Origin of the sequence: Halomonas alkalicola (assembly GCF_030704205.1) — a bacterium.
GTDB lineage: Bacteria > Pseudomonadota > Gammaproteobacteria > Pseudomonadales > Halomonadaceae > Halomonas > Halomonas alkalicola.
In genome coordinates, this window is the sequence record NZ_CP131913.1 from 988432 (window position 1) to 1011791 (window position 23360).

At 62.2% G+C, this 23360-nt stretch carries 21 protein-coding genes; 8 read left to right on the top strand and 13 right to left on the bottom strand.

What is annotated here, in order from left to right:
- The first annotated feature begins 71 nt into the window (after positions 1-71).
- The 5 genes from ychF to htpX all read left to right on the top strand — a co-directional run bounded on the left by ychF (position 72) and on the right by htpX (position 5100).
- On the top strand, positions 72-1163 hold the full coding sequence (gene ychF, locus B6N23_RS04755; protein ID WP_305502356.1) for a redox-regulated ATPase YchF: 1092 nt from the start codon (positions 72-74) through the stop codon (positions 1161-1163).
- Positions 1164-1322: 159 nt separating this feature from the next.
- A complete protein-coding gene (msrB, locus tag B6N23_RS04760; RefSeq protein ID WP_305502358.1) occupies positions 1323-1724 on the top strand; it encodes a peptide-methionine (R)-S-oxide reductase MsrB in 402 nt (133 codons plus the stop codon).
- A 94-nt stretch (positions 1725-1818) separates the two neighbouring features.
- Positions 1819-2787 carry a ribosome biogenesis GTPase YlqF gene (gene ylqF, locus B6N23_RS04765; protein WP_305502365.1) on the top strand — a complete coding sequence of 323 codons (969 nt, stop codon included), beginning with the start codon at positions 1819-1821 and terminating at the stop codon, positions 2785-2787.
- 42 nt (positions 2788-2829) lie between these two features.
- Positions 2830-4059: a pyridoxal phosphate-dependent aminotransferase gene (locus tag B6N23_RS04770; protein WP_305502369.1), complete on the top strand. Its 1230-nt coding sequence runs from the start codon at positions 2830-2832 to the stop codon at positions 4057-4059.
- 138 nt (positions 4060-4197) lie between these two features.
- Entirely contained in the window at positions 4198-5100 is a 903-nt protein-coding gene (gene htpX, locus B6N23_RS04775; protein WP_305502375.1) for a protease HtpX, read from the top strand.
- A gap of 134 nt (positions 5101-5234) precedes the next feature.
- Here the strand turns inward: htpX and B6N23_RS04780 are convergent, their stop codons facing one another.
- Together B6N23_RS04780 and B6N23_RS04785 are read right to left on the bottom strand one after the other, a co-directional pair.
- Complete coding sequence (locus B6N23_RS04780) at positions 5235-5555, bottom strand: hypothetical protein (protein WP_305502377.1); 321 nt, start codon at positions 5553-5555, stop codon at positions 5235-5237.
- Positions 5556-5623: 68 nt separating this feature from the next.
- On the bottom strand, positions 5624-6307 hold the full coding sequence (locus B6N23_RS04785) for a DUF5677 domain-containing protein (RefSeq protein WP_379688214.1): 684 nt from the start codon (positions 6305-6307) through the stop codon (positions 5624-5626).
- 81 nt (positions 6308-6388) lie between these two features.
- Here B6N23_RS04785 and B6N23_RS04790 point away from each other — a divergent pair, with 81 nt between their 5' ends.
- Complete coding sequence (locus B6N23_RS04790) at positions 6389-7807, top strand: IS1380 family transposase (protein WP_305501048.1); 1419 nt, start codon at positions 6389-6391, stop codon at positions 7805-7807.
- 343 nt (positions 7808-8150) lie between these two features.
- Here B6N23_RS04790 and B6N23_RS04795 read toward each other — a convergent pair whose 3' ends face one another.
- The 7 genes from B6N23_RS04795 to pdxB form a co-directional block, all read right to left on the bottom strand.
- Entirely contained in the window at positions 8151-8888 is a 738-nt protein-coding gene (locus B6N23_RS04795) for a hypothetical protein (RefSeq protein ID WP_305502382.1), read from the bottom strand.
- Between the two features lie 472 nt (positions 8889-9360).
- Positions 9361-9519: a hypothetical protein gene (locus B6N23_RS04800; RefSeq protein ID WP_305502384.1), complete on the bottom strand. Its 159-nt coding sequence runs from the start codon at positions 9517-9519 to the stop codon at positions 9361-9363.
- Between the two features lie 109 nt (positions 9520-9628).
- Complete coding sequence (locus B6N23_RS04805; RefSeq protein WP_305502387.1) at positions 9629-10408, bottom strand: hypothetical protein; 780 nt, start codon at positions 10406-10408, stop codon at positions 9629-9631.
- 88 nt (positions 10409-10496) lie between these two features.
- Positions 10497-10913, bottom strand: coding sequence for a hypothetical protein (locus B6N23_RS04810; RefSeq protein ID WP_305502390.1), 417 nt, complete (start codon positions 10911-10913; stop codon positions 10497-10499).
- A 39-nt stretch (positions 10914-10952) separates the two neighbouring features.
- Positions 10953-11588, bottom strand: coding sequence for a LysE family translocator (locus B6N23_RS04815; RefSeq protein ID WP_305502392.1), 636 nt, complete (start codon positions 11586-11588; stop codon positions 10953-10955).
- 168 nt (positions 11589-11756) lie between these two features.
- Positions 11757-12254: a GNAT family N-acetyltransferase gene (locus B6N23_RS04820; RefSeq protein ID WP_187984713.1), complete on the bottom strand. Its 498-nt coding sequence runs from the start codon at positions 12252-12254 to the stop codon at positions 11757-11759.
- Between the two features lie 345 nt (positions 12255-12599).
- Positions 12600-13781 carry a 4-phosphoerythronate dehydrogenase PdxB gene (gene pdxB / locus B6N23_RS04825; RefSeq protein WP_305502398.1) on the bottom strand — a complete coding sequence of 394 codons (1182 nt, stop codon included), beginning with the start codon at positions 13779-13781 and terminating at the stop codon, positions 12600-12602.
- Between the two features lie 93 nt (positions 13782-13874).
- Here pdxB and B6N23_RS04830 point away from each other — a divergent pair, with 93 nt between their 5' ends.
- On the top strand, positions 13875-14162 hold the full coding sequence (locus tag B6N23_RS04830) for a hypothetical protein (RefSeq protein WP_305502401.1): 288 nt from the start codon (positions 13875-13877) through the stop codon (positions 14160-14162).
- A 4-nt stretch (positions 14163-14166) separates the two neighbouring features.
- Here the strand turns inward: B6N23_RS04830 and B6N23_RS04835 are convergent, their stop codons facing one another.
- Complete coding sequence (locus tag B6N23_RS04835) at positions 14167-14514, bottom strand: glutaredoxin family protein (RefSeq protein ID WP_302141852.1); 348 nt, start codon at positions 14512-14514, stop codon at positions 14167-14169.
- 82 nt (positions 14515-14596) lie between these two features.
- Positions 14597-16801: a bifunctional 23S rRNA (guanine(2069)-N(7))-methyltransferase RlmK/23S rRNA (guanine(2445)-N(2))-methyltransferase RlmL gene (rlmKL, locus tag B6N23_RS04840; RefSeq protein ID WP_305502404.1), complete on the bottom strand. Its 2205-nt coding sequence runs from the start codon at positions 16799-16801 to the stop codon at positions 14597-14599.
- A gap of 244 nt (positions 16802-17045) precedes the next feature.
- On the opposite strand from rlmKL, the gene rmf reads away from it, so the two are divergent.
- Positions 17046-17252: a ribosome modulation factor gene (rmf, locus tag B6N23_RS04845; RefSeq protein WP_110068206.1), complete on the top strand. Its 207-nt coding sequence runs from the start codon at positions 17046-17048 to the stop codon at positions 17250-17252.
- A gap of 106 nt (positions 17253-17358) precedes the next feature.
- On the opposite strand, the gene B6N23_RS04850 is transcribed toward rmf, so the two are convergent.
- Together B6N23_RS04850 and B6N23_RS04855 are read right to left on the bottom strand one after the other, a co-directional pair.
- Positions 17359-18384, bottom strand: a complete 1026-nt coding sequence (locus B6N23_RS04850) for a quinone-dependent dihydroorotate dehydrogenase (RefSeq protein WP_305502409.1) — start codon at positions 18382-18384, stop codon at positions 17359-17361.
- A gap of 119 nt (positions 18385-18503) precedes the next feature.
- On the bottom strand, positions 18504-23345 hold the full coding sequence (locus B6N23_RS04855; protein ID WP_305502411.1) for an NAD-glutamate dehydrogenase: 4842 nt from the start codon (positions 23343-23345) through the stop codon (positions 18504-18506).
- Between the last annotated feature and the right edge of the window lie 15 nt (positions 23346-23360).

Consider the following 23360-nt stretch of genomic DNA (forward strand, 5'->3'; position numbering starts at 1 on the left):
TTCAAACGCGCTTCGCCCGCGTAGAATAGACGCCACCTTCCAATCGCGAACACGCTTTCCAGGACGATCCCATGGGTTTCAACTGCGGTATCGTCGGCCTGCCCAACGTCGGCAAGTCGACCCTCTTCAACGCCCTCACCAAGTCCGGCATCGACGCCGAGAACTTCCCCTTCTGCACCATCGAGCCCAACGTCGGCATCGTGCCGATGCCCGACCCGCGCCTCGACCGGCTCGCCGAGATCGTCAAGCCGCAGAAGGTGCTGCCCACCACCATGGAGTTCGTCGACATCGCCGGGCTGGTGGCGGGTGCCTCCAAGGGCGAGGGCCTCGGCAACAAGTTCCTGGCCAACATCCGCGAGACCCAGGCCATCGCCCACGTGGTGCGCTGCTTCGACAACGACAACGTCATCCATGTCGCCAACCAGGTGGACCCGCGGGCGGACATCGAGATCATCAACATGGAGCTGGCGCTGGCCGACCTCGACACCGTGGAGCGCGCCATCCAGCGCCTGGTGCGAGTGGCCAAGGGCGGCGACAAGGAGGCCATCGCCACCAAGGCGATCCTCGAGCGCATCCAGCCCCACCTGGCCGAGGGCATGCCGCTGCGCAGCTTCGGCCTCGACGAGGACGAGAAGAAGCAGCTCAAGGGCTTCGGCTTCCTGACCCTGAAGCCCACCATGTACATCGCCAACGTCAACGAGGACGGCTTCGAGGCCAACCCCTATCTCGACGTGGTGCGCGAGATCGCCGAGGCCGAGGGCGCCGTGGTGGTGCCGGTGTGCAACCAGCTCGAGGCGGAGATCGCCGAGCTCGATGACGAGGAGCGCGCCATGTTCCTCGACGAGATGGGCATGGAGGAGCCGGGCCTCGACCGAGTGATCCGCGCCGGCTACGCCCTGCTCGGCCTGCAGACCTACTTCACCGCCGGGGTGAAGGAGGTACGCGCCTGGACCGTCAAGGTGGGCGCCACCGCCCCCGAGGCCGCCGGCGTGATCCACACCGACTTCCAGAAGGGCTTCATCCGCGCCGAGGTCATCGCCTACGACGACTTCGTGAGCCTCGGCGGCGAGCAGGGCGCCAAGGACGCCGGCAAGTGGCGCCTGGAAGGCAAGGAGTACATCGTCCAGGACGGCGACGTGATCCACTTCCGCTTCAATGTATAGGCCCGCGGTCTAGGTCCGCGGTTCCTCCTGAGCGCTCGCCCCGGCGAGCGCTCAGCGTTGAGCCGGCGTGATACCCGAGCGGCCGTTGCCGGTCACATTCCTGCCGCGGGGTGCCACAATGAGAGGACCTCACAGGCCCCGACGACGAGGAGAGAGGCTATGCGAACCAAGATCGAGAAGAGCGAGGCCGAGTGGCGCCAGCAGCTGACGCCCGAGCAGTACCGGGTCACCCGCCAGCAGGGCACCGAGCCGCCCTTCAGCGGTGACTACCGGGTCAGCGACGAGCACGGCATCTACCACTGCGTCTGCTGCAATGCCCCGCTGTTCGAGAACGAGCACAAGTTCGACGCCGGCTGCGGCTGGCCGAGCTTCGACAGGCCGCTCGGCCAGCATAGCCTCGAGGAGCGCCAGGACACCTCCCACGGCATGCTGCGCACCGAGGTGACCTGCGCCCACTGCGATGCCCACCTGGGCCATGTGTTTCCCGACGGCCCGCCGGACACCACCGGCCTGCGCTACTGCATCAACTCGGTGGCCATCGACTTCCACGCCGGGGAGTAGCGCCCCGGCGAGTCGCCGACCACCTCATCCTGCCGCGGCCGCCCATCTGGTAAGATGGGCGGCCGTTCTTTTGGCTGACCCAAGTGAGGCCCCCATGCTCGGCTGGTACCCGGGACACATGCACAAGGCAAGGCGCCAGATCACCGAGGCGCTGCCGGAGATCGACGTGGTGATCGAGGTCCTCGACGCCCGCCTGCCCTACTCCAGCGCCAACCCCATGCTCGCCCAGCTGACCCGTCACAAGCCGGTGCTGAAGCTGCTGTCGCGGGCCGACCTGGCCGACCCGGCGCGCACCAAGGAGTGGGTCGCCTACTTCGACGCCCAGCCCGACATGCGCGCGCTCGCCGTCACCACCACCAACGCCCGGGAGCTCAAGCGCATCCCCAAGCTCTGCCACGAGCTGGCAGGACAGGTGCGTGCCGACCGCGACGTGCGGGTGATGGTGATGGGCATTCCCAATGTCGGCAAGTCGACCCTGATCAACGGCCTGGCCGGCAGGAGCATCGCCAAGACCGGCAACGAGCCCGCGGTCACCAAGCGCCAGCAGAAGGTGCGCATCGGCGGGCGCGTCGCCATCATCGACACCCCCGGGGTGCTGTGGCCCAAGATCGAGGACCAGGCCAGCGCCTATCGGCTGGCCGCCAGCGGCGCCATCCGCGATACCGCCATCGACTATGTCGACGTGGCGGTGGTCACCGCCGCCGAACTGGCGCGCCGCTACCCCGAGGCGCTCACCGCGCGCTACAGGCTCAAGGCGCTGCCGGCCTACACGGCCAACCCCGAGACCGAGCGGGTCGAGGCCGACGGCCCGGTGCGCGTGGACCTGCTGGCGCTGGCCGGCTTCGATGGCCACGCCATCCTGACCGAGATCGCCAGCCGCCGCGGCGGCCTGCGCCCCGGCGGCGAGGTGGACCTGCACCGCGGCGCCGAGGTGCTGCTCCACGAGCTGCGCGACGGCAAGCTCGGCCGCCTTACCCTGGAGACCCCGGCGGATATTCCCCCCGAGCCCGTGGAAGAACCGGCCTGCGCCGAGGATGACGCCGGCCCCGACCACACCGCATAATCCCCTTTCGCCCGCCGCCCTGGACACTGGACACCGAACGACATGGACACCACCCCGATCCGGAAATCGCACAAGCTGCACAACGTCTGCTATGACATCCGCGGCCCGGTGCTCGACCACGCCAAGCGGCTGGAAGAGGAAGGCCAGCGCATCCTCAAGCTCAACATCGGCAACCCCGCCCCGTTCGGCTTCGAGGCGCCGGAGGAGATCCTCCAGGACGTGATGCGCAACCTGCCCACCGCCCAGGGCTACTGCGACTCCAAGGGGCTCTACTCGGCGCGCAAGGCGATCATGCAGGAGTGCCAGCGCAAGAACATACCCAATGTCGGCATCGAGGACATCTACATCGGCAACGGCGTCTCCGAGCTGATCGTGATGGCCATGCAGGCGCTGCTCAACGACGGCGACGAGGTGCTGATCCCGGCGCCGGACTACCCGCTGTGGACCGCCGCCGCCAACCTCTCCGGAGGGCGCGCTGTGCACTACCTGTGCGACGAGCAGGCCGACTGGGCGCCGGATCTCGACGATATCCGCAGCAAGGTGACCAGCCACACCCGGGCCATCGTGATCATCAACCCCAACAACCCCACCGGCGCCGTCTATCCGCCCGAGGTGGTGCGCGAGCTGCTGGAGATCGCCCGTCAGCACGACCTGGTGGTCTTCTCCGACGAGATCTACGACAAGATCCTCTACGACGGCGTCGAGCACGTCTCCACCGGCGCCCTGGCCGGCGAGGATCAGCTGGTGGTGACCATGAACGGGCTCTCCAAGAGCTACCGCTGCGCCGGCTTCCGCTCCGGCTGGATGATCCTCTCCGGCAACCTCGCCAAGCAGCGCGCCGCCGACTTCATCCGGGGGCTGACCATGCTCGCCTCCATGCGCCTGTGTGCCAACGTGCCGGCCCAGCACGCCATCCAGACGGCGCTGGGCGGCTACCAGTCGATCAACGACCTGATCCTGCCCGGCGGGCGCCTGCTGGCCCAGCGTGACATCACCCATGAGCGGCTCAACGCCATCCCCGGGGTGAGCTGCGTCAAGCCCAAGGGGGCGCTCTACGCCTTCCCGCGGCTCGACCCCAAGGTCTACAACATCCGCGACGACCAGCAGCTGGTGCTCGACCTGCTGCTGCAGGAGAAGATCCTGCTGGTCCAGGGCACCGCCTTCAACTGGCCGGAGCCGGACCACGTGCGCATCGTCACCCTGCCTTGGGCCGACCAGCTCGGCGACGCCCTGGAGCGCTTCGAGCGCTTCCTGTCGCGCTATCGCCAGTAGTGGCGCAGGCCCGGCGCCCGCGGCGCTTGAAACCCGCGGGCTCCGGACGTATCTAAGCCAAAGCTTCTGAACGCCGCGCCCCCGCGCGGCACCTCACTTCGGATCCCCTTTCCCTCGATAACCATTGGAGACTGCACCATGATGAGAATCCTGCTCTTTCTGGGCACCAACCTGGGCGTCATCATCGTCGCCAGCATCACCCTGCGGCTGCTGGGGGTGGAAGGCTATCTGCGCGGCCAGGGCATCAACTTCAACAGCCTGCTGATCTTCTGCTTCATCGTCGGCATGGCAGGCTCGATGATCTCGCTGTTCATCTCCAAGTGGATGGCCAAGCGCAGCACCGGCACCGTGATCATCGAGACGCCAAGCAACGCCACCGAGAAGTGGCTGCTCGACACCGTGGAAGAGCTCTCCCGGGAGGCCGGCATCAAGACGCCCGAGGTGGGCATCTTCCCCGCCCAGCAGTCCAACGCCTTCGCCACCGGCTGGAACCGCAATGACGCCCTGGTGGCGGTCTCCGCCGGCCTGCTCAACCGCATGCGCCCCGAGGAGGTGCGCGCGGTGCTGGCCCACGAGATCGGCCACGTGGCCAACGGTGACATGGTGACCCTGGCGCTGATCCAGGGGGTGGTGAACACCTTCGTGATGTTCTTCGCCCGGGTGGTCGCCCACCTGGTGGACCAGTTCCTCAAGAGCCGCAGCGACGGCGCGGGGCTCGGCTTCATGGGCTACTTCGCGGTGGTGATCGTCGCCGAGATCGTGTTCGGCATCATCGCCTCGGCCATCGTCGCCTGGTTCTCGCGCTTCCGCGAGTACCGCGCCGACGCCGCCGGCGCCAAGCTGGCCGGCTCCGGCGCCATGATCAACGCCCTCGCCCGCCTCAAGGCGGAGACCGAGATGCCCGACCAGATGCCGGACACCCTGCGCGCCATGGCCATCACCAAGGGCCAGACCAAGTCGCTGATGGAGCGCCTGTTCGCCAGCCATCCACCGCTGGACGATCGCATCCGCGCCCTGAAGGAATCCGCCTACCGTCAGTAACGGCGATCAGCCATTCCGACGGCCAGAATGCAGAGGGCCCGCCATTGGCGGGCCCTCTTGCGTTGCAGCGTCTGTCATCACCGGTGGCAAATCCGCAGCGAAGCGTAAGTTTTGGCATCCGGCGCATGCCCTGGTTATGCTTGAAACTCGATATTCACAGCCGACTCGTCTCCACAATGAATGAATATCTTGCCTTTAGCTGAGCCTGCAGATTGAAACTGGAACCAACCACGGCCAGAGTTCTCGCGGCCATCGTCATTGCCGGACCACGAGAATTCGACGCGCGCTCCATCATCAGTAACGCGATAATCGATTTCCCCCTCGACTGCGCCGAACATGAAGAAACCAAGGCCGTCTTTATCGAACTGAAAATACCCGGGCTCGATAAGATCAACAAAATCTTGATCCCACATCTCCATCCACTTGATTCGCCATCTTCCCACAATATTAATCAAGTTACCTCCTGAATAAATAACGCCCGCGCAAAGCGCGCGAGGCACGAGCGTCGCATTTTACGCGTCTGTTATGCTTCATCATCTTCTGTATCGCCATCATCGTCGAAATAATTGTACCACCAGTCCATTGGCATAGGAGCTTGAACAACTAAGCTAAATTTTTCCATGAAGAGCTCGTAGGCCATATGGACGTACTTACATGATCTAAATAGAAAATCTATATCTATAGGAGCTTCGAATAAATCTGGAATGAGATGATGCTTGTGAAGTGGGCTATTGCAATCTTTACAGTTATAAATTGATACATGAGGCCACATGTTATGAGCAGCATGGCTAAATGGCTTATATGCAAACTTATACAAACCTTCACAATCAGCTTCCTGAGACATTCGCCTGTAATCCAACTGCGCCCAATTACCAAGATTGACCTCAACAAAAAAGTCACGACGCTGTGAATTTATCCAAGCAGATTTATAATCAACAAGCTGAATTAATTGTTCATTATTAGGGTTTTCAGGGTTATCCTCCAACTCTTTCTTGAAGTGCTCCATAAGAAGCTTCTCTTCGCCTAACCCATGCAATATATATTTTTTTGAACGCTCCTCTAAATCTAGCATGATCCACGACAACGCTATATGTAAATCTGTCATCGCTCGTAGAAACAATGGGGCCGAATGTCCGTTCCATATATTCGGCGATCTTGCCATTTGAATAGACATGGTGACCTGGCGGGACAAAAGCCCTCCAATCACAGAGTATGCCTCTAACCCGCCTTATTCATGAGACCGGCCTGAAAACGAAGATAGCGGATGGTATCCTCTTGAAAATTCAGTGTGTTCCGCCAAGAACCTGATCCAAGGGAGCCATCCGCTATGGGTGAAAGCCTATCCACCTGGACGCCCTCGTGCAACGGCTCTGTCCGTGTCGAGCTGAGCGGCCACCGCACCACCAGCGACAGCGGCGCTTTGTTGCTGCGTGAAGCCCTCGACAACAGCGGCGTGATTGAGGCGCTCGAAGACAACCTGGTCGATCCGCGTCACCCGCTGCGTATCCGCCACTCCCTGGCCAGTCAGCTACGCACCCTGGTGCTGCAGCGCGCGATGGGCTGGATCGATCTCAGCGATACCGACACGCTGCGCCGTGACCCGCTCTGGCAGTTGGCCTGTAGCGACGCGCGCGGGACGACGCCATTGGCGCAGGACCGGCCGTCTCAAGCCACGCTGTCGCGGCTGCTGACCTGCCTCGGCCGCAACGACAACATCGATGCCGTGCACGAAGGCCTGCTGCGGCTGGTGCTCTGGCGCCTGACCTCGCTGAAGAACGGCGAGCGCCCCAAGCAGCTGACGCTGGACATCGACGGCCTGCCGATCGAGGTCCACGGTCACCAAGGTGGCTCGGCCTACCATGGCCTTTACGGTACCCGCATCTACTCGCCGCTGGTCGCCTCGCTGGCCGAAACAGGCGACATGGTCGGTGGCCTGCTACGCGAGGGCAACGCCGGCCCGGCTGAGAATGCCGATACATGGATCCCCCATCTGGTGACGCGGCTCAACGAGAGCACTGGCGCCCAGGTTCGGGTGCGCATCGATGCCGGATTCACCGACAACGACACGCTGGAGGCGCTGGAAGAGCGCGACATCGAGTATCTGGGCCGGTTACGCAGCCACAAGGGCCTGCAAAAATTGGCGGCGCCCTACCTGAAGCGGCCCCGCGGCCGACCGCCTGAACAGCCTCGAGAATGGTGCCATGACCTTGAGTACCAAGCCGGTTCCTGGCCGGCACCACGGCGCGTCGTGCTGGTCGTGCAGGAGCGCCCCGATGACCTGCTGCTGCATGCCTTCTTCCTGGTCACCAACCTCAGCAAGTTCGACTGGCCGCCAGAGAAGGTCCTAGCACTCTATCGCAAGCGCGGCAGCGCCGAGGCGCACATGGGCGAAGTGAAGTCGGCGCTCGACGTGCACCTCTCGTCGACCGATCGCGGCGCCTCCACCGTTCAGGACGTGATGGCGCGCAACGAGGTGAGCTTGCTGCTCAGTCTCTACGCCTACCAGGTCCTGCATGGCCTGCGCTGCCTCCTGGAGCGGCAAACCCGACAAGGCTGGAGCCTGAGCCGGATGCGCGAGCAGGTGCTCAAGGTCGCCGCCACGCTGAGGCTGCACGCTCGGCGAATCACCGTTCATCTGGGTGCCGCCGCCGACAAGTGGTGGCCGACGCTGCTGAAGGGGCTACCGAAGCTGACCGCACTGAGCTGACGCTCCTGCGAGACCACCACAGCATCAGAAAGCGAGCGACGGAGCGGCGGTCGGCGATCACGGCTGCTTGGACGGCCGCCATTGATTCCAAAGAGCTATAAGTAAGTAGGAAAAAGGGCTGCGTTCTGGCATTACTCAACAGCCACTCGCGCTGAAGAGGCGAATCCTGATAAGCAATGCCAACAGCCAGTACCTTCAGACCGCTCAATCAGCGCCCTCGTGAATAAGGCGGGTCTAACTTATCGTACTCAATTTTCACACTTCCCCAAAGCTCTTCAAAGCTTGATTTTAGATATGATTCATACGACTCAATCAACTCTGAAACTGGGTTTTTATCTTCCATTTATGAACAAGCCTCCAAGTCAAAACACTGACTCCAGAATGATTTTGACCATTCGTTTTCACCTCCTTCTGCATCCTGAAATCCTGCTCCGACATTTATGTTTGCACGCACAAAAGAAGCGACTCTTTTGCTTTCTTCCGAATCAGGAACTGTAAAAATTGAATTGAAATCAGGAAGGTCTATTGCTGAACTTAAAAACAACTTACCAGTAGCCACCATTGAAACGAATGCTGTAGTCTGGACCTTGGTAGAGTGCATTGTAGATCGATCTAGCAAAGCCGAAACATCTTCTCTAAGTTGCTCCAATGCTTCTTCCTTATCAACACCATAGGTATAATCTTCAAAAAGAAAGTCAAGGGGGTAATCTTCTAGAAGGTGATACTGATGAACCAAGCTTTCTCTAAGGAAATTGAGCACAGCCTGATTTTCGATACCATCCAAAATCCTTCTCTTTTGCTCAGCAGTCAGTTTGTCAAAGTTATTCAGAAACACTAGTGCTGGTGATTTGTCATCATCCAAAATATCCTTGCATCTGACAAGGAATTCGATGACATAATGAACGGATTGCCGATCAGGATTTCGAAGAAAAATAGCCGATAGCCAAATCAGACAAGGCAGCGTATTATCCCTAAATGACATTTCTTTCATATTGGGGAGCTGCATCAAAGGTGGTATGAATTTTTTCCCCACCTTCTTATGATCTCGTAATATCTGACCTTGGTGATTCCCTTTAACCATTCTTCCTCACTCTAAAAACATAACGCACGCCATAAACGGCGAGTAAAATGAGGTCCGGCGACCGAAGGTAGCGAATTTAATGGCTTTGTTAGTCATCTTCGCCTTCGAAGTACAAACGAGATACGGTAAGGATAAAGCCATTCCCCATTCCCCAAGGTCGCTTCCTATCTTCTATTGAATTCCCGATTCGATTACCCGCACCCATATTGGTGAAATTTCTGTTTGACCGAGGTGAAACCCAACTTTTCTGCACATATGGTTGAAGCTCAGACACTGTTTCACCATTCAATACCACAGGAACATGAGCTTCTTCTGAGACGGAAGAAATATCTAGGCCCGTTATCTCACCGATTAAAATAGCAAGATGAGCTTGTGTCGGCTCCCTGAGTTGGTCTCCAAGCACTTCTAACAACCTTGCAATATCAGTATCAGCCTGGGAAGCCCACTCAGTAACTATCTCATTAAACTTTTGCTACTCCTTCTCACCCCAAGCACTACCTACGCCTGCTATTGCTCCACCCACAAATGGTATTCCTCCCATTGCATTCAGAAGATACCTTACTGCCTGTTTGCCGCTCGGCTTTTCAATGATCTTATTCAACTCGTCAATTAGACGGTCTTCTCCCTGCATGGGAACCTTCCTCGTTATCTTGAGTGACTAACGCCGCTAACACGCGCAGCTTTGCAGTGAAGGCGAAGCCGCAACGGAAAAGCTGTCGCTGTGCTTGGCCTTGTTATATTCAATCCATCGGTTCATAGCGCTGCCGGTTGACGTAAGCTGTATTTTCCTTTGGCTCAGCACCCGCTTCCGAAATCTCGACTTCCAAAACGTACGAAGGCAATCCAAACTTTTCGAGGTAACCACACGCCACTTCAATCGCTTCTTTTCCAAACTCTAGATCGAGCCCCTGAAAATACCGGCACGAGAGCATCATCGAAAGCGGCGTTGCATACCGATATAGTAGGGTATCTTTATACCCTGTTGCTTTAGCCACGTTCAGCGGCACACATACAGCGCTTGTTCGTAGAGCAACTGAACCAGTTTGCCAATTTCTTCGATAGAAATTTCTGATTTCATGAAGAAATGCCGGAGCAGACTGAAAGCCCGTAATATCTTCATAGTCGTACAGCAGATATTGAGCCCTTGGTGCATGCTTAAGGATTTTATTGACCTGTTGTGCACGCATGGCGTCAAAGTTGGTCTTTCTTCGTTGTCGCCGCTTCGCCTCAAGGAATGCTGCCCCCTGAAGATGTTCACCGTCCTTGTAGTTAATCTTGACCAGCACTGCTATATCGCCAAACCGATTTTCGTAGGAACCACTCAGCTTATAGGCCTCCCAGTGCAGGTGGCTTCGGACGTCGTCGCCCATCAGCTCAACTCGACCAAGCTCTTGTCGCAATTGCGTCAGAATACTTCGCGTGATGTGGTCTTCATCCCAATCCCAAATCCCAACGTTTTTAACCGTTGTTCGAATGGTGTGTTCAAGGAGACCTGTGAGGTCAAAAAGATCATATGGCATTAAATTTGGCTCCTTGAATATAACGCTACCATCACCGGTGAAAAATCCGCAGCGGAGCGAAGGGTTTGGCATCCGGTGCATGGTCTGGTTATGTATTTGTTACTTTGATGAACCACTTGGGCTGCATTTCACTGAAGTCCGTTCGAATATTTGATGGCAGGTAGCTCGCTGAATCCAAAACAAAACCCCGATCTTCTACGCGTTTGAAAACAACCCAGTGCCAGAAGTTTCTGCCATTTTCTTGATGGTGCTTGATGGACAGTAATGCCAAATCAGGCAACGCATCCCACGATTCAAATGGAATCTCACCAGCTGACGTCTCGACGCCTGCATGAGTTAACATCGTTCTCACATATTGAGTATCAGACCAAAGCGACTCATCTTCAGCATAAATTCCCATTGCATTTGCGGTAGCTTTCATTTCCGAATACGTTTTTCCCAGAATGTTGGCTACAGACGCAATTCCGCATCCTGAAATTTCTTCCTGTATCACGGGCTTCAACACTATTTACTCCTTTCTGCATTGCTGTGTGCAACGGTATTACTACCTGGCACTTGACGCGAGGCGCACACCCAAGGTTACAAACACTCCCCCAAGAGCACGATTGGCCCACAATGCAACTTTCTGTTTTTTCTTGAAAAACGTCCCTAAACGAGATCCAATCATAACTAAAAAAGGATCTATGAAAGCAGCAATAATAATTATCAGACATCCATGGAGAAATAATTGAGCGCCAGGAGAACCAGCCCCCTCAACAACAAACTGCGGTAAGAACGCCAGAAAAAAGATGGCCACCTTCGGGTTGAGAGTTGCAACTAACACCCCTTGACCATAGATCGAATATTCATTTTTCCTTTTTGGTTCCTCGTTCGAAGCTGGTGAATCTTCACGCGACAGCAGCATCATGAACCCAAGCCATATCAAATATGCAGCGCCTAACCACTTTATAATCGAAAAAGCCACAGCTGATGTTGCGAGAATTGCCGAGAGGCCGGCGGCTGCCATGACCACATGCAGCCCCCCACCTGTCCAAGTTCCAAACATCGCGGCAAAGCCTTGTCTACGTCCATTTCGCAAGGTCTGGCCCAAAATGAAGGCACTTTCTGGGCCAGGGGACAGATTCAGAAGAACCGCCGCTGAAAAAAATGTCATCCAGTGAACAAGCGTGTAGTCAAACATTTTAAGGCTTCCAATATGGGCAGCATCTGTTCCAGATGCCAAGTGTAAACATAACGCCCGCTTAAGGGGCTGACAACGCTACTACCAAGTTTCCGCATAACAATAAAACCACCAAAATCAACGCATAATGAAAATGCCACGCGTTGGAAGTCCCTCTTGAAGCGTTTGTTATGCATGTGCCACAACGCGAGCCATGTGGTAAACGTCAACGTAGCAGCCATTTCTGAACGCATAAGCTTTCGACTCACCTTCAATCTCAAAGCCAAATTTCTTGTACAAATTAATCGCTCGTTCGTTATCCACATACACCGTCAATTCGATTCGTTTCAAATTTAGCCAGTTATCCGCTAAATCGATAACCGTTTTCAGTAAAGCACTACCAACACCTAAACCTTGAACATCGTCTTTGACGCCCATACCGAATGTACCAACGTGACGGCGTCGCGGATTGGCACATAGCTCAAAGCCTAAATTACCTACTACTTCACCGTCCACTACTGCCACATACGCATAAACATGCTCTGGAATAGCCTGGAAACGTTTTTCCCACATATCTGAGGATGGAAGCGGAAGTTGTAATGTGCCAGTGTAAGCATTTGGGCACTCATAAATTCCTTTTATCGCTTTAGCATCTGATGGCTCTGCTCGCCTGACTTCAACAACCATAGTTCCTCTTTTCTCAAAAAATGCATAACAGGTATTAGACAGCACGCTCGTTTATTGACTTGAACGAGCGCCCGCGTTCAAGTCAATAAACGAGCGTGCAACTTTTCCACTAACCAGCTGATTTCTTTTGAAATTAAGAATAGCTTGGCTACATAAGAAGGATTCGCGTGCCTGCTCGCTTGGTCATTCAGGCACGCTACCGCCCCACTGCATGCTGGCTTGGCACCTGCCATCCATGCGGTGTGATGCGCCTCTTTGAGCTCGCTGGCCAGCCGCCTCGGCTGGCTTGCTGTATTTCAGCGTATGCCGGGGCCGCCAGGGATGCAAAGGGCAGTTCGGATGATCCTATCGACTCTTGCCATCATCGCCGTGTAGCAGCCGAAAGCCCGCTCCCGTCAGTAGCGCCGCCAGGGCGGCGTCGGGCTCGGTCAGCTCCACCTCAAGGGTGGAAAACTCCCGGCGCAGGGGGTAGTTCGCCCGGCAGGCGTCGAAGCCCTTGGCCATGCCCTGACGGCGGCTTTCACGTCGCAGGCTGTCGTGGTCCCGGCGCACGTCGTGAACGGCGCGCAGGCAGAGCCGCAGCGCTTCTTCGGGGTCGAGGCCCGGGCCCAGCGCCAGGCGGCGCAGGGGCGGGGAAGGCAGCAGCGCATCGAGGGTGACCCGAGCGGGGAGCCCGAGCTCACGGCAGAGCGCTCGGTAGACCATATGGGTGCCGCGCCGCTTGCCGTCCAGGCTGTGGCCGGCGATATGGGGCGTGGCGATCTCGGCCAGGTCGCACAGGGCGGTGTCGATGGCGGGCTCGTGTTCCCAGACGTCGAGCACCGCGCTGATATCGCCCTCCCCGGCCAGCCGCTGGCGCAGCGCCGCGCCGTCGACGCAGTCGCCGCGGCCGGCATTGAGCAGCACGGTACCGGGCGCCAGCTCGGCGATCGCTTCGGCGTCGAGCAGGTGATGGGTGGCATGGGGCCCCTCGCGCACCAGCGGGGTATGCAGGCAGAGCACGTCGCACTCATCGATCAGCGTCTCGAGGTCGACGAAGCCGGACAGAGATTGCCCCGCGGCACTCTCTGCCGCGACCCTGGGCGGATCACAGGCCAGACAGTCGATGCCCATGGCGGCGAGGCGCCCCAGCAGCCGCCCGCCTACGTTGCCGGCGCCCACAACGCCCACCCGCCGCTCGGCAAGCCGCCACCCCTGGCGCTCGGCCAGGGTGGCGAGGCTGCCGAGCACATGATCCACCACCGCCTCGGCGTTGCAGCCCGGGGCACTGGCGAAGGCGATACCGCGCTCGGCGAGCAGCGCGGTCTCGATATGGTCGGTGCCGATGGTGCAGGTGCCCACGAAGCGCAGCCGGTTCGCTCGGGCCAGCAGCGCTTCGTCTACCCGGGTGATGGAGCGCACCACCAGGGCGTCCACGTTGACCAGGTCATCGGCGGTGATCTCCCGCCCGGGCCGGCGGACAAGCTCGCCCAGCGAACCGAAGCAGGCCTCGGCGGCGGGGACGTTAGCATCGACAAGGATTCGCATGGTCTCTTGTTCCCACTTCTCAGGCGATTACAATACGCCCCAACCTACCACTCCCCCGCCGCCACGGGGAGCCTCTGCATCTCAGGAGCCTCGATGATCGTCCGCTGGGAAACCGACCACGACTATGTGCTGGTGCACATTCACCAGGACATGTTCGGCGACTGGATCTTCAGTCGCGCCTGGGGGCAGATCGGCACCCAGTTCGGGGGCCTCAAGCACCAGCTGGCCGACGATCATGACCAGGCGCTGATGTGGCTGGCCGACGAGGCCACCATCCAGGCCTCCCGGGGCTTTCGCAAGGTGCTGGAGGTGGAGGTGGAGGACGAAAGCCCCGAGGGACGCGAGGCGGTCAGCCAGCTGTCGCTGCTGGACGCCCTGTAGGACGCTATCCCAGGTAGCGCCGACCGTTGCGCATCTCGGCCCCGCGTACCTCGCGGGTCGGCTCCTCGCCCGCCAGCTGGCGGTGCAGGACCTCCCAGGCGTCGTCATCCAGCCAGTCCCGCTCGGCCAGCCAGGCCGCCAGCCGTGGCGCATCGAAGCCGCGGTCCAGCTCCTTCCCCTCGGCATCCGCCAGCACCGGGATGCGCACCCCGTAGCGCTCGACCAGGGCATCATCCTCGCTGATCTCGACCCGATCCAGGGCCACCGGCTCGCGGCTGAGGTGGCCCAGCAGCGCCTCGAGCTGGCTGCACAGATGGCAGCCCAGGGTGGTGTAAAGGGTCAGCCGGATCATGCGCGCGCCTCCCGGTGACGAATCAGGAAGACGTGGTGAAGGTCAGGGTCCCTGGAACAAGTTAAAAAGCGGGTCGAAGGTCTCATGCCGCTTCCTCTCTGTGACGAATCAGGAAGACGTGGTGAAGGTCGGGATTGCGTTTGAAATCCGGGTCGAAGGTCTTCGCCGAGATGTCGTCCACCGCATAGTGCTCGGCCAGGTCGGCGTCCAGCGTGAAGCGGCGCTGGTTGTTGGAGAACACCAGGGTGCCACCCGGCGCCAGGCGGGCCATGGCCAGGCGCACCAGGCGCCCGTGGTCGCGCTGCACGTCGAGGGTACCCTCCATCTTCTTGGAGTTGGAGAAGGTGGGCGGGTCCATGAAGATCAGGTCGAACTCGGCCCCCGCCGTCTCGAGCCAGCGCAGGCAGTCGTCGCGAACCACCCGGTGGCGGCTCGGGTCGAGGCCGTTGAGGGCGAAGTTGTCCCGCGCCCACTCCAGATAGGTGTTGGAGAGATCCACGCTGACGCTGTCGCTGGCACCGGCGCATCCCTCGGCGCCACGCGGCCCCAGCGCCGCCTGCACGGTGGCGGTGGCCGTGTAGCAGAAGAGGTTGAGGAAGCGCTTGCCCGGCGCCATCTCGCCCAGCATCCGGCGCACCGGACGGTGGTCCAGGAACAGGCCGGTGTCGAGGTAGTCGCGCAGATTGACCCACAGCCGGGCGCGGCCCTCGCGCACCTCGAAGCGCTCGCCGCTGGCCGCCTGCTTCTGGTACTGGGCGCGGCCGCTCTGGCGTTCGCGGCGCTTGACCACCACCCGCGTCGGGTCGACCTCGAGCACCTCGGGGATCACCGCCAGCGCCTCGAACAGGCGCTTCTGGGCCTGGGCGGCATCGACGGAGCGGGGCGCGGCATACTCCTGCACATGGACCCGATCGCCATAGAGATCAACGGCCAGAGCGTACTCCGGCATGTCGGCATCATAGAGCCGATAGCAGCGCTCGCCGCTCTGCTTGAGCCACTTCTTCAGGCGCTTGCGGTTCTTCTCCAGCCGGTTGGCGAACATCTGCGCCCCTTCGGAGCGACGCGGGGCGGTGCCCTCCCCTGACGCTGGGCCGTCGGCCTCGGTGACCTCCATGAGCAGCAGCTTGGCCTCGAGCGGCCCGTTGCGCAGGGCATACTGTTTCTGGGCACGCAGGCCGATGCGGTGGCCGAGGTCAGGGTTGGCGGTGAATACCGCCAGCCGCCACCCGGGAAAGGCCGCGCGCACCCGCTCGCCCAGCTGCGCATAGAGGCCGACCAGTTCCGGCAGGTCACCGAGCCGCTCGCCGTAGGGCGGGTTGGTGATCACCAGGCCAGGCGGTTCGACGCCCAGGCCCTCAGGACGCGCCAGCTGGGCCAGCCCCGCCCCGGTCAGGGTGATCAGCGCCGGGATGCCGGCGCGCATGGCGTTGGCCCGGGCCGCGGCGAGCGCCGCCGGGCTCTGGTCGAAGCCATGGAAGTGCGAACGGCAGCGCTTGCGGCCGATGCTGGCCCGGGTCTCGGCCTCGCGCTTCAGTTCGCGCCACAGGGACTCGTCGTGACCGGCCCAGCCATGGAAGCCGAAGCGCTCCCGCGCGAGGTTCGGGGCCATGTCGGCGGCCATCATCGCCGCCTCGATCAGCAGGGTCCCGGCGCCGCACAGCGGGTCCACCAGCACGCGCCCCTCCCGGGCCAGGGCCGGCCAGCCGGCGCGCACCAGCAGCGCCGCGGCCAGGTTCTCCTTGAGCGGGGCATGGCCCACGTCGCGGCGATAGCCGCGGCGGTGCAGGCTGTCGCCGGAGAGGTCCACGCCGATGATCAGCCGCCCGCGGTGCAGGTGGGCATAGAGGCGCAGGTCGGGGGACTTCAGGTCGACATCGGGGCGCGCCAGCCCCGCGGCCTGCAGCCGGTCGACCACCCCGTCCTTGACCGTCTGGGCGCCGAAGCGGGTGTGACGAATGGCCTCACTGCGCCCATGGAAATCCACCGCCAGCGTCGCGCCGGGCGCCAGATGGCGCGACCAGTCGATGGCCGCCACGGCGGCACGCAGCTGTTCCGGGGTCTCGATTCCCTCCTCCCTGGCCAGGCAGAGCACTACCCGGTTGGCCAGCCGCGACCACAGGCAGGCGCGGTAGGCGCCGGCGAGGTCGGCGCGCAGGTTCACCCCGCCGACCGTGGTCTTGCCGGGCTCGGCGCCCAGGGCGGCGAGCTCTTCGGCCAGCAGCAGTTCGAGCCCCTGGGGGCAGGTGGCCAGGAGATCCAGCGTGGCGTCGTGTGGTGGTAGTGTCATCGCGTCGATACCGCTTGGCAGATTCTCGGGGTCCACCGTGTCAGACAGGTGAACGGGTTGTTACAAATCGGGGGTCGACAAGCCCGATCGAAGTGGGCTATCAATACCCCAGTAGCTACTGAAACACGCATGCGTTTGCTGTCAACGGGCTCGCTCTTCATGAACCGGCCCGTGGCACGTTAGGGTATGGCTCGCGCCTTCGGTCGGGGCCTGCCAGTTAGATACCTTTTCAAGAGGTAGTCCAATGAAACGACAGAAACGTGATCGCTTCCAGCGTGCCTACATTCATGGCTACAAGGCAGGTATTTCAGGTCGCTCTCGCGATGACTGTCCGAGCCAGGACATCAATCTTCGCGAATACTGGATGAGCGGTTGGCGTGAAGGTCGTGGGGATCAATGGTCCGGCATGACGGGAGTCTCCGGCATCCACAAGAACCCCATGGTGATGTGACCCCTACCCGCTTTCGGGTTCACACCCACCGATCTCGATAGACTGGAGATCCCAACTCGATGGAGCCCGTGGCACTCACCACGGGCTTTTTGCGTGCCTCACCAACTCATCGCGCGCCGGCCTGGGCCTTCAGGGCCCGGGCGCACTCGCCCACCAGGGCCGGGCCGCGATAGATGAAGCCCGAGTAGAGCTGCACCAGGTCGGCGCCGGCCTCGCGCTTGGCAAGGGCCGCCTCGCCGCTGTCGATGCCCCCCACGCCGATGATCGGCATCTCTGGCAGCTGCCGGCGCAGTTCGCGGATCACCGCATTGGAGGCCTCGAACACCGGACGGCCGGAAAGCCCCCCGGCCTCCTCGGCGTGGGGCAGCCCCGCCACCGCCTCGCGGGAGATCGTGGTGTTGGTGGCGATCACCGCATCGATGGCGTTGCCGGCCAGGCAGCGCGCCACCAGGCAGACCTCCTCGGCCTCCATGTCCGGGGCGATCTTCACCGCCAGCGGCACCCGACGGCCGCCGTCGCGGTCGAGCCGGCTGCCCTCCTCACGCAGCGCCGAGAGCAGGCCATCGAGCTGTTCGCCGAACTGCAGGTTGCGCAGCCCCGGGGTGTTGGGCGAGGAGATGTTCACGGTGATGTAGTGGGCATGGGCATGCACCTTGCGCAGGCAGGCGAGGTAGTCGTCCACCGCCTGCTCCACCGGCGTGGTGAGGTTCTTGCCGATGTTGATGCCGATCACGCCGTCATAGCGGCTCGCCCTGACCTTCTCGACCAGGTGGTCGACCCCGGCATTGTTGAAGCCCATGCGGTTGATGATGGCGCCGGCCTCGGGCAGCCGGAAGAGCCGCGGCCGCGGATTGCCCGCCTGGGGCTTCGGGGTCACGGTCCCGACCTCGACGAAGCCGAAGCCCAGCGCCCCCAGGACGTCGAGGTGGTCGGCGTTCTTGTCGAGGCCGGCCGCCAGGCCCACCCGGTTGGGAAAGCGCAGCCCCATCAGCTCCACCGGGTCCTCAACGCGCTCGCCGCCGAGGCGGCCCGCCAGCCCCAGGCGCCCGGCAAGGTCGAGCCCCTTCAGCGCCACCCCGTGGGCGGTCTCGGCATCGAGGCGAAAGAGGATCGAGCGGGCGAGGGAATACATGGCGTCTCCAGGCGGCGAGGGGCTAGACGTGTCGGCGCAGGAGTATAGCAGCGCCCCCGCCCCATGACGACGCACCCCGCCAGGCGGCGGGGTGCGTCGATTCCGGAGGCAGGGCGAGCTCAGCTCTCCTGGCTGCTCTCCGCCAGGTCCACCAGCTCGCGCACGGCCACGGCAAACAGCGGGAAGCCCCCCTGACCGCCGCTGCCCACCTGCTCGAGCAGCTTGCACCAGCGGCTGTGCATGCCGGCGTGCAGCTCAAGCCACTGATCGACCCGCTCGCCGGCCTCGCGGGCGCCGCCCTCCATGCGCAACACGCTGACGGTGAGCGCCAGCTGCTGGCGGTCGACGTCGTCCCGGAAGGTGTCCCGGGCCTGGGCCTGCCAGCTGTCGCGTACCTTGAGGTCGGTGATCTGGCCGATCAGCCACGGCAGCTCCAGGCGGTCGCCGATCTCGTAGAAGACCTCGGCAACGCGCTGCGGTTTCTCGTCGGCCTGGCGGGCCGCCTGGATGATGCCGAGCCCGGCATAGAGGCTGGCGGCCGCCGCCGAGGCGCCGGCCAGCGCCTCTGGCACGCCGGCCTCGATCAGCTCGGCGCGGCGCGCCTCCCAGGCCGCGAGCTCCTCGCCGCGCAGCCGCTTGCCGATGCCCTCCTGGAGCTGGGCCAGGCGCGGGGCGAAGTACTCGATGGTCTCGCGGGTCTCCATACCCACCCGGGCACGCAGGAACCAGCGGGTCGCGCGGCGGATCAGGCGCATCAGGTCGATCATCATGCCGTACTGCACGGCGCTCGGTACCCGGTTGTCCAGCGCCTCGATACGCTCCCACAGGCTGGAGAGCTGGAAGCTGTCGCGGGCAATGACATAGGCACGGGCGATATCGGCCGGGCTGGCGCCGGTGGAGTCGATCAGCAGCCGCACGAAGACGATACCCATGTGATCGACCAGATCGTTGGCCACCTGAGTGGAGACGATCTCGCGCTTGAGGCGATGCTCGTACATCTCATCGGGGAAGCGTTCGACCAGTACCCGTGGGAAGATACGTTCCACGTACTGCTGGATATAGGGGTCGTCGGGCACGTCGGAGGCCAGCACCTCGCCCTTGAGCACGCTCTTGGAATAGGAGATCAATACCGACAGCTCAGGGTGGGTCATCCCCTGCTCACTGTTGGCGCGCTCCAGCAACTCCTCGTCGGAGGGCAGGAATTCCAGCTCCCGGTCGAGCTGGCCGGCGGCCTCCAGCCCGCTGATGAAGCGCCGGTAGGGGTCGATGCCCTGGCGCGAGAAGATGGCCGAGATATCCAGCGCCTGGGTCTGGCGGTAGTTGTCGAGGATGACCAGATCGGCCACCTCCTCGGTCATGTCGGCGAGCAGCTGGTTACGCTGCTTGTCGGTCATGTCGCCGCGCTTGACCACCTCATCGATGAGGATCTTGATGTTGACCTCATGGTCCGAGCAGTTGACCCCGCCGGCGTTGTCGATGAAGTCGGTATTGACCAGCACGCCCTTGGCGGCGGCCTCCATGCGGCCACGCTGGGTCAGGCCCAGGTTGCCGCCCTCGCCCACCACCCGGCAGTTGAGCTCGCGACCGTCGATGCGCAGGGCATCGTTGGCCTTGTCGCCCACCTGGGCGTCGCTCTCCTCGCTGCCCTTGACGTAGGTGCCGATGCCGCCGTTCCAGATCAGGTCGACCTCGGACTTGAGCATGGCGCGGATCAGCTCGCTGGGCGAGAGCCGCTCCTCCCGGATGCCGAAGAGGCGCTTCATCTGGGCCGAGATCGGGATCGACTTGGCGCTGCGCTTGAAGATGCCGCCCCCCTCGGAGATCAGCGAGGCGTCGAAGTCCTCCCAACTGGAGCGCGGCAGCTCGAACAGGCGCTTGCGCTCGGCGAAGGTGGCCGCCGCATCGGGATTCGGGTCGACGAAGATGTGAAGGTGGTTGAAGGCCCCCACCAGGCGGATCTTGTCGGAGAGCAGCATGCCGTTGCCGAACACGTCGCCGCCCATGTCGCCGATGCCGACCACGGTGAACTCCTCTTCCTGGGTGTTAAGGCCCAGATTGCGGAAGTGGCGCTTCACCGACTCCCAGGCACCGCGGGCAGTGATGCCCATCTTCTTGTGGTCGTAGCCGTTGGCGCCACCGGAGGCGAAGGCATCGCCCAGCCAGTGGCCATACTCGGCGGAAATCTCGTTGGCGATATCGGAGAAGGTCGCCGTGCCCTTGTCGGCCGCCACCACCAGATAGGCGTCGTCATCGTCGTGACGCACCACGTCCCTGGGCGGCACCACCTCGCCGCCGACCAGGTTGTCGGTCACGTCGAGCAGCGCCCGGATGAAGGTCTTGTAGCAGGCGATGCCCTCCTGCTGGATGGCGTCGCGGTCGCCCCCTTCGGGCAGGCGCTTGCAGACGAAGCCGCCCTTGGCACCCACCGGCACGATGACGGCATTCTTGACCTGCTGGGCCTTGACCACCCCCAACACCTCGGTGCGGAAGTCCTCATGACGATCCGACCAGCGCAGACCGCCCCGGGCCACCTTGCCGCCGCGCAGATGAACGCCCTCGAGGCGCGGCGAGCAGACGAAGATCTCGAAGGCCGGCCTGGGTTTCGGCATGCCGGTCACCCGGCCGGGCTCCAGCTTGAAGGCGATGTAGTCCTTGGGCCCGCCATCCTCGCGGGTCTGGTAGTAGTTGGTGCGCAGGGTGGCCTGGATCAGCTCCAGGTAGCGGCGCAGCAGCTGGTCGTCGTTGAGGCTCGCCACGTCGTCGAGCAGGCGCTGGATGCGTTCGAGGCAGGCCTCCTCCTCTCCCTCGGCGGGACGCTCCTCGGGGTCGAAGCGCAGCTCGAAGAGGGTCACCAGCTCGCGGGTGATCTCCGGGTGGCTGGTGAGGGTGTTGGCCATGTACTCCTGGGAGACGCCAAAGCGAATCTGCTTCATGTAGCGCGCATAGGCGCGCAGCATGGCCACCTCGCGCCAGGTCAGGTTGGCGCCGATGATCAGGCGGTTGAAGGCGTCGTTATCCGCCTCGCCGACCCAGATACGCTGGAAGGCCTCGATGAAGGGTTTGCGCATCTCCTGGAGGTTCACCTCGGCGCTGGTGTGGTGTTCCAGGTCGAAGTCGTGCAGCCAGTAACGCACGTCGGGAGTGACGATCTCGTAGGGGCGCTCGCCGATCACCCGCAGGCCGAGATTCTCCATCATCGGCAGCACGTCGGAGAGCGGAATCGGCTTGTCGCGATGGAACAGCTTGAGGTTGACCCCGCTGCCCTCCTCTTCCACCAGCCGGTAGAGCGACAGGGAGAGCGGCGCACCCTCGTCCAGCTCGCCGATATGCTGCAGGTCATAGACCGCCGTGCGCGCGCTGAAGTCGTCGCGATAGCTGGCCGGGAAGGCATCGCGGAAGCGATCCATCAGGCGGTTGGCCTGTTCCTCACCGAAGCCCTCGATGCTGGCGGCCTGCAGGTCGTCGCGCCAGTTGCGGGCCAGCTGGGCCACCTTGGCCTCGAGACGCCTGACGTCATACTCCACCGGCCGGTCGCCCTCGAAGCGCAGGATGAACTGGATGCGGGCCAGCACCGACTCCGAGAGGTAGGTGTTGAAGTCGCCGAAGGTGGCGTCGAGCTCCTCGCAGAGCAGGTTCTGGATACGCACGCGCAGCTCGGTGGAGAAGACATCCCGCGGGATGTAGGCCAGGCAGGAGTAGAAGCGCCCGGGGCGGTCCTCGCGGATGAAGAGCCGCACCCGGCGCCGCTCGCGGATGCTGAGGATGCCCAGCGCGGTCTCGGCCAGCTCCTCGGTGTCGATCTGGAAGAGGTCGTCGCGGGGATAGACCTCGAGGATCTGCAGCAACTGCTTGCCGTTGTGCCCCTTGGGGTTGAAGCCGGCGATCTCCATGACCGCCTTGAGCCGGCGGCGCAGGATCGGCACGTTGCGCGGCGACTCGTTGTAGACGGTGGCGGTGAACAGGCCCAGGAAGCGGTGTTCGCCGATCAGGTTGCCCTGCTCATCGTAGCGGTCGATGGAGATGTAGTCGGGGTAGGTCGGGCGATGCACCCGGGCGTGGTGGGCGCTCTTGGCAAACGACAGCAGCTCCGGCACCAGGACGAACTCGCCATTCTCGACGCCGAGCTCGGTGCGGATGCGCTCGCGATAGCGCGGCTGGTCGAGCCGGAACACCCCCAGCTCGCTGCCCTTGGCCTTGACCAGCTGCTGCTGGCCGCCCTTCTCGGTGACCTGGTAGGCGTCGTAGCCGAGGAAGGTGAAGTTGTCGTGCAACAGCCACTCGAGGAAAGCAATCGCCTCGCGGTGGTCCTCCGGATCGATCTGGGCCGGACAGGCGGCGCGCAGCTCCTCCAGGGCGGCCTTGACCTGCTCGCGCATCGGCTCGAAGTCGGTGACCGCCGTGCGCACGTCCACCAGCACCTCATGCAGGCTGGCCTGGAGCTCGGCCAGCGCGGCCGGGTCGGAGTGGCGATCGATCTCGATGACGATCAGCGACTCCCGGCCGCTCGGCGCATCGGCATCGCGGGGCGAGGCGACCCGGGTCAGGCGACTCTCCTTGCCGCGCTCCGTGGCCAGGACGGCATTGTGAATGGCATGCACGGTGATGCCGCGACGATTGAGCTCGATGCGCACCGAGTCCACCAGGAAGGGCATGTCCTCATGCAGCACCGCCACGAAGGTGTGGGACGACTGCCAGCCATGCTCCTCGTAGTCGGGGTTGAAGACCCGCACCTTGGGGGAGGCGGCGTCGAACTGCTGGAGGAAGTGCCAGACCGACAGGGTGGCCCCGTAGAGGTCGTCCAGGCGGCGATCCTCGAGGTCATCGAAGGGCACGGAGGCGTAGAAGTAGCGGGCGAAGGCGCCCACCTCCGCCGCCTTGCGCTCCTCGAGTCGGGTGCTCAGCCGCTCGGTAAGCTGCTTGAGAAAGTCCTGTCTGGCGTCATTGTTCGCAACATGCAGCATCCTTCACCTCGTGCC

What these genes read in the sequence shown, in the direction of transcription:
- B6N23_RS04820 (WP_187984713.1), bottom strand. Translation starts at nt 12,254, where the DNA reads ATGGTTGTTGAAGTCAGGCGAGCAGAGCCATCAGATGCTAAAGCGATA.
- B6N23_RS04830 (WP_305502401.1), top strand. Translation starts at nt 13,875, where the DNA reads ATGATCGTCCGCTGGGAAACCGACCACGACTATGTGCTGGTGCACATT.
- rlmKL (WP_305502404.1), bottom strand. Translation starts at nt 16,801, where the DNA reads ATGACACTACCACCACACGACGCCACGCTGGATCTCCTGGCCACCTGC.
- ychF (WP_305502356.1), top strand. Translation starts at nt 72, where the DNA reads ATGGGTTTCAACTGCGGTATCGTCGGCCTGCCCAACGTCGGCAAGTCG.
- B6N23_RS04800 (WP_305502384.1), bottom strand. Translation starts at nt 9,519, where the DNA reads ATGCAGGGAGAAGACCGTCTAATTGACGAGTTGAATAAGATCATTGAA.
- B6N23_RS04855 (WP_305502411.1), bottom strand. Translation starts at nt 23,345, where the DNA reads ATGCTGCATGTTGCGAACAATGACGCCAGACAGGACTTTCTCAAGCAG.
- B6N23_RS04850 (WP_305502409.1), bottom strand. Translation starts at nt 18,384, where the DNA reads ATGTATTCCCTCGCCCGCTCGATCCTCTTTCGCCTCGATGCCGAGACC.
- B6N23_RS04835 (WP_302141852.1), bottom strand. Translation starts at nt 14,514, where the DNA reads ATGATCCGGCTGACCCTTTACACCACCCTGGGCTGCCATCTGTGCAGC.
- ylqF (WP_305502365.1), top strand. Translation starts at nt 1,819, where the DNA reads ATGCTCGGCTGGTACCCGGGACACATGCACAAGGCAAGGCGCCAGATC.
- B6N23_RS04795 (WP_305502382.1), bottom strand. Translation starts at nt 8,888, where the DNA reads ATGGTTAAAGGGAATCACCAAGGTCAGATATTACGAGATCATAAGAAG.
- B6N23_RS04805 (WP_305502387.1), bottom strand. Translation starts at nt 10,408, where the DNA reads ATGCCATATGATCTTTTTGACCTCACAGGTCTCCTTGAACACACCATT.
- msrB (WP_305502358.1), top strand. Translation starts at nt 1,323, where the DNA reads ATGCGAACCAAGATCGAGAAGAGCGAGGCCGAGTGGCGCCAGCAGCTG.
- rmf (WP_110068206.1), top strand. Translation starts at nt 17,046, where the DNA reads ATGAAACGACAGAAACGTGATCGCTTCCAGCGTGCCTACATTCATGGC.
- pdxB (WP_305502398.1), bottom strand. Translation starts at nt 13,781, where the DNA reads ATGCGAATCCTTGTCGATGCTAACGTCCCCGCCGCCGAGGCCTGCTTC.
- B6N23_RS04770 (WP_305502369.1), top strand. Translation starts at nt 2,830, where the DNA reads ATGGACACCACCCCGATCCGGAAATCGCACAAGCTGCACAACGTCTGC.
- B6N23_RS04815 (WP_305502392.1), bottom strand. Translation starts at nt 11,588, where the DNA reads ATGTTTGACTACACGCTTGTTCACTGGATGACATTTTTTTCAGCGGCG.
- htpX (WP_305502375.1), top strand. Translation starts at nt 4,198, where the DNA reads ATGATGAGAATCCTGCTCTTTCTGGGCACCAACCTGGGCGTCATCATC.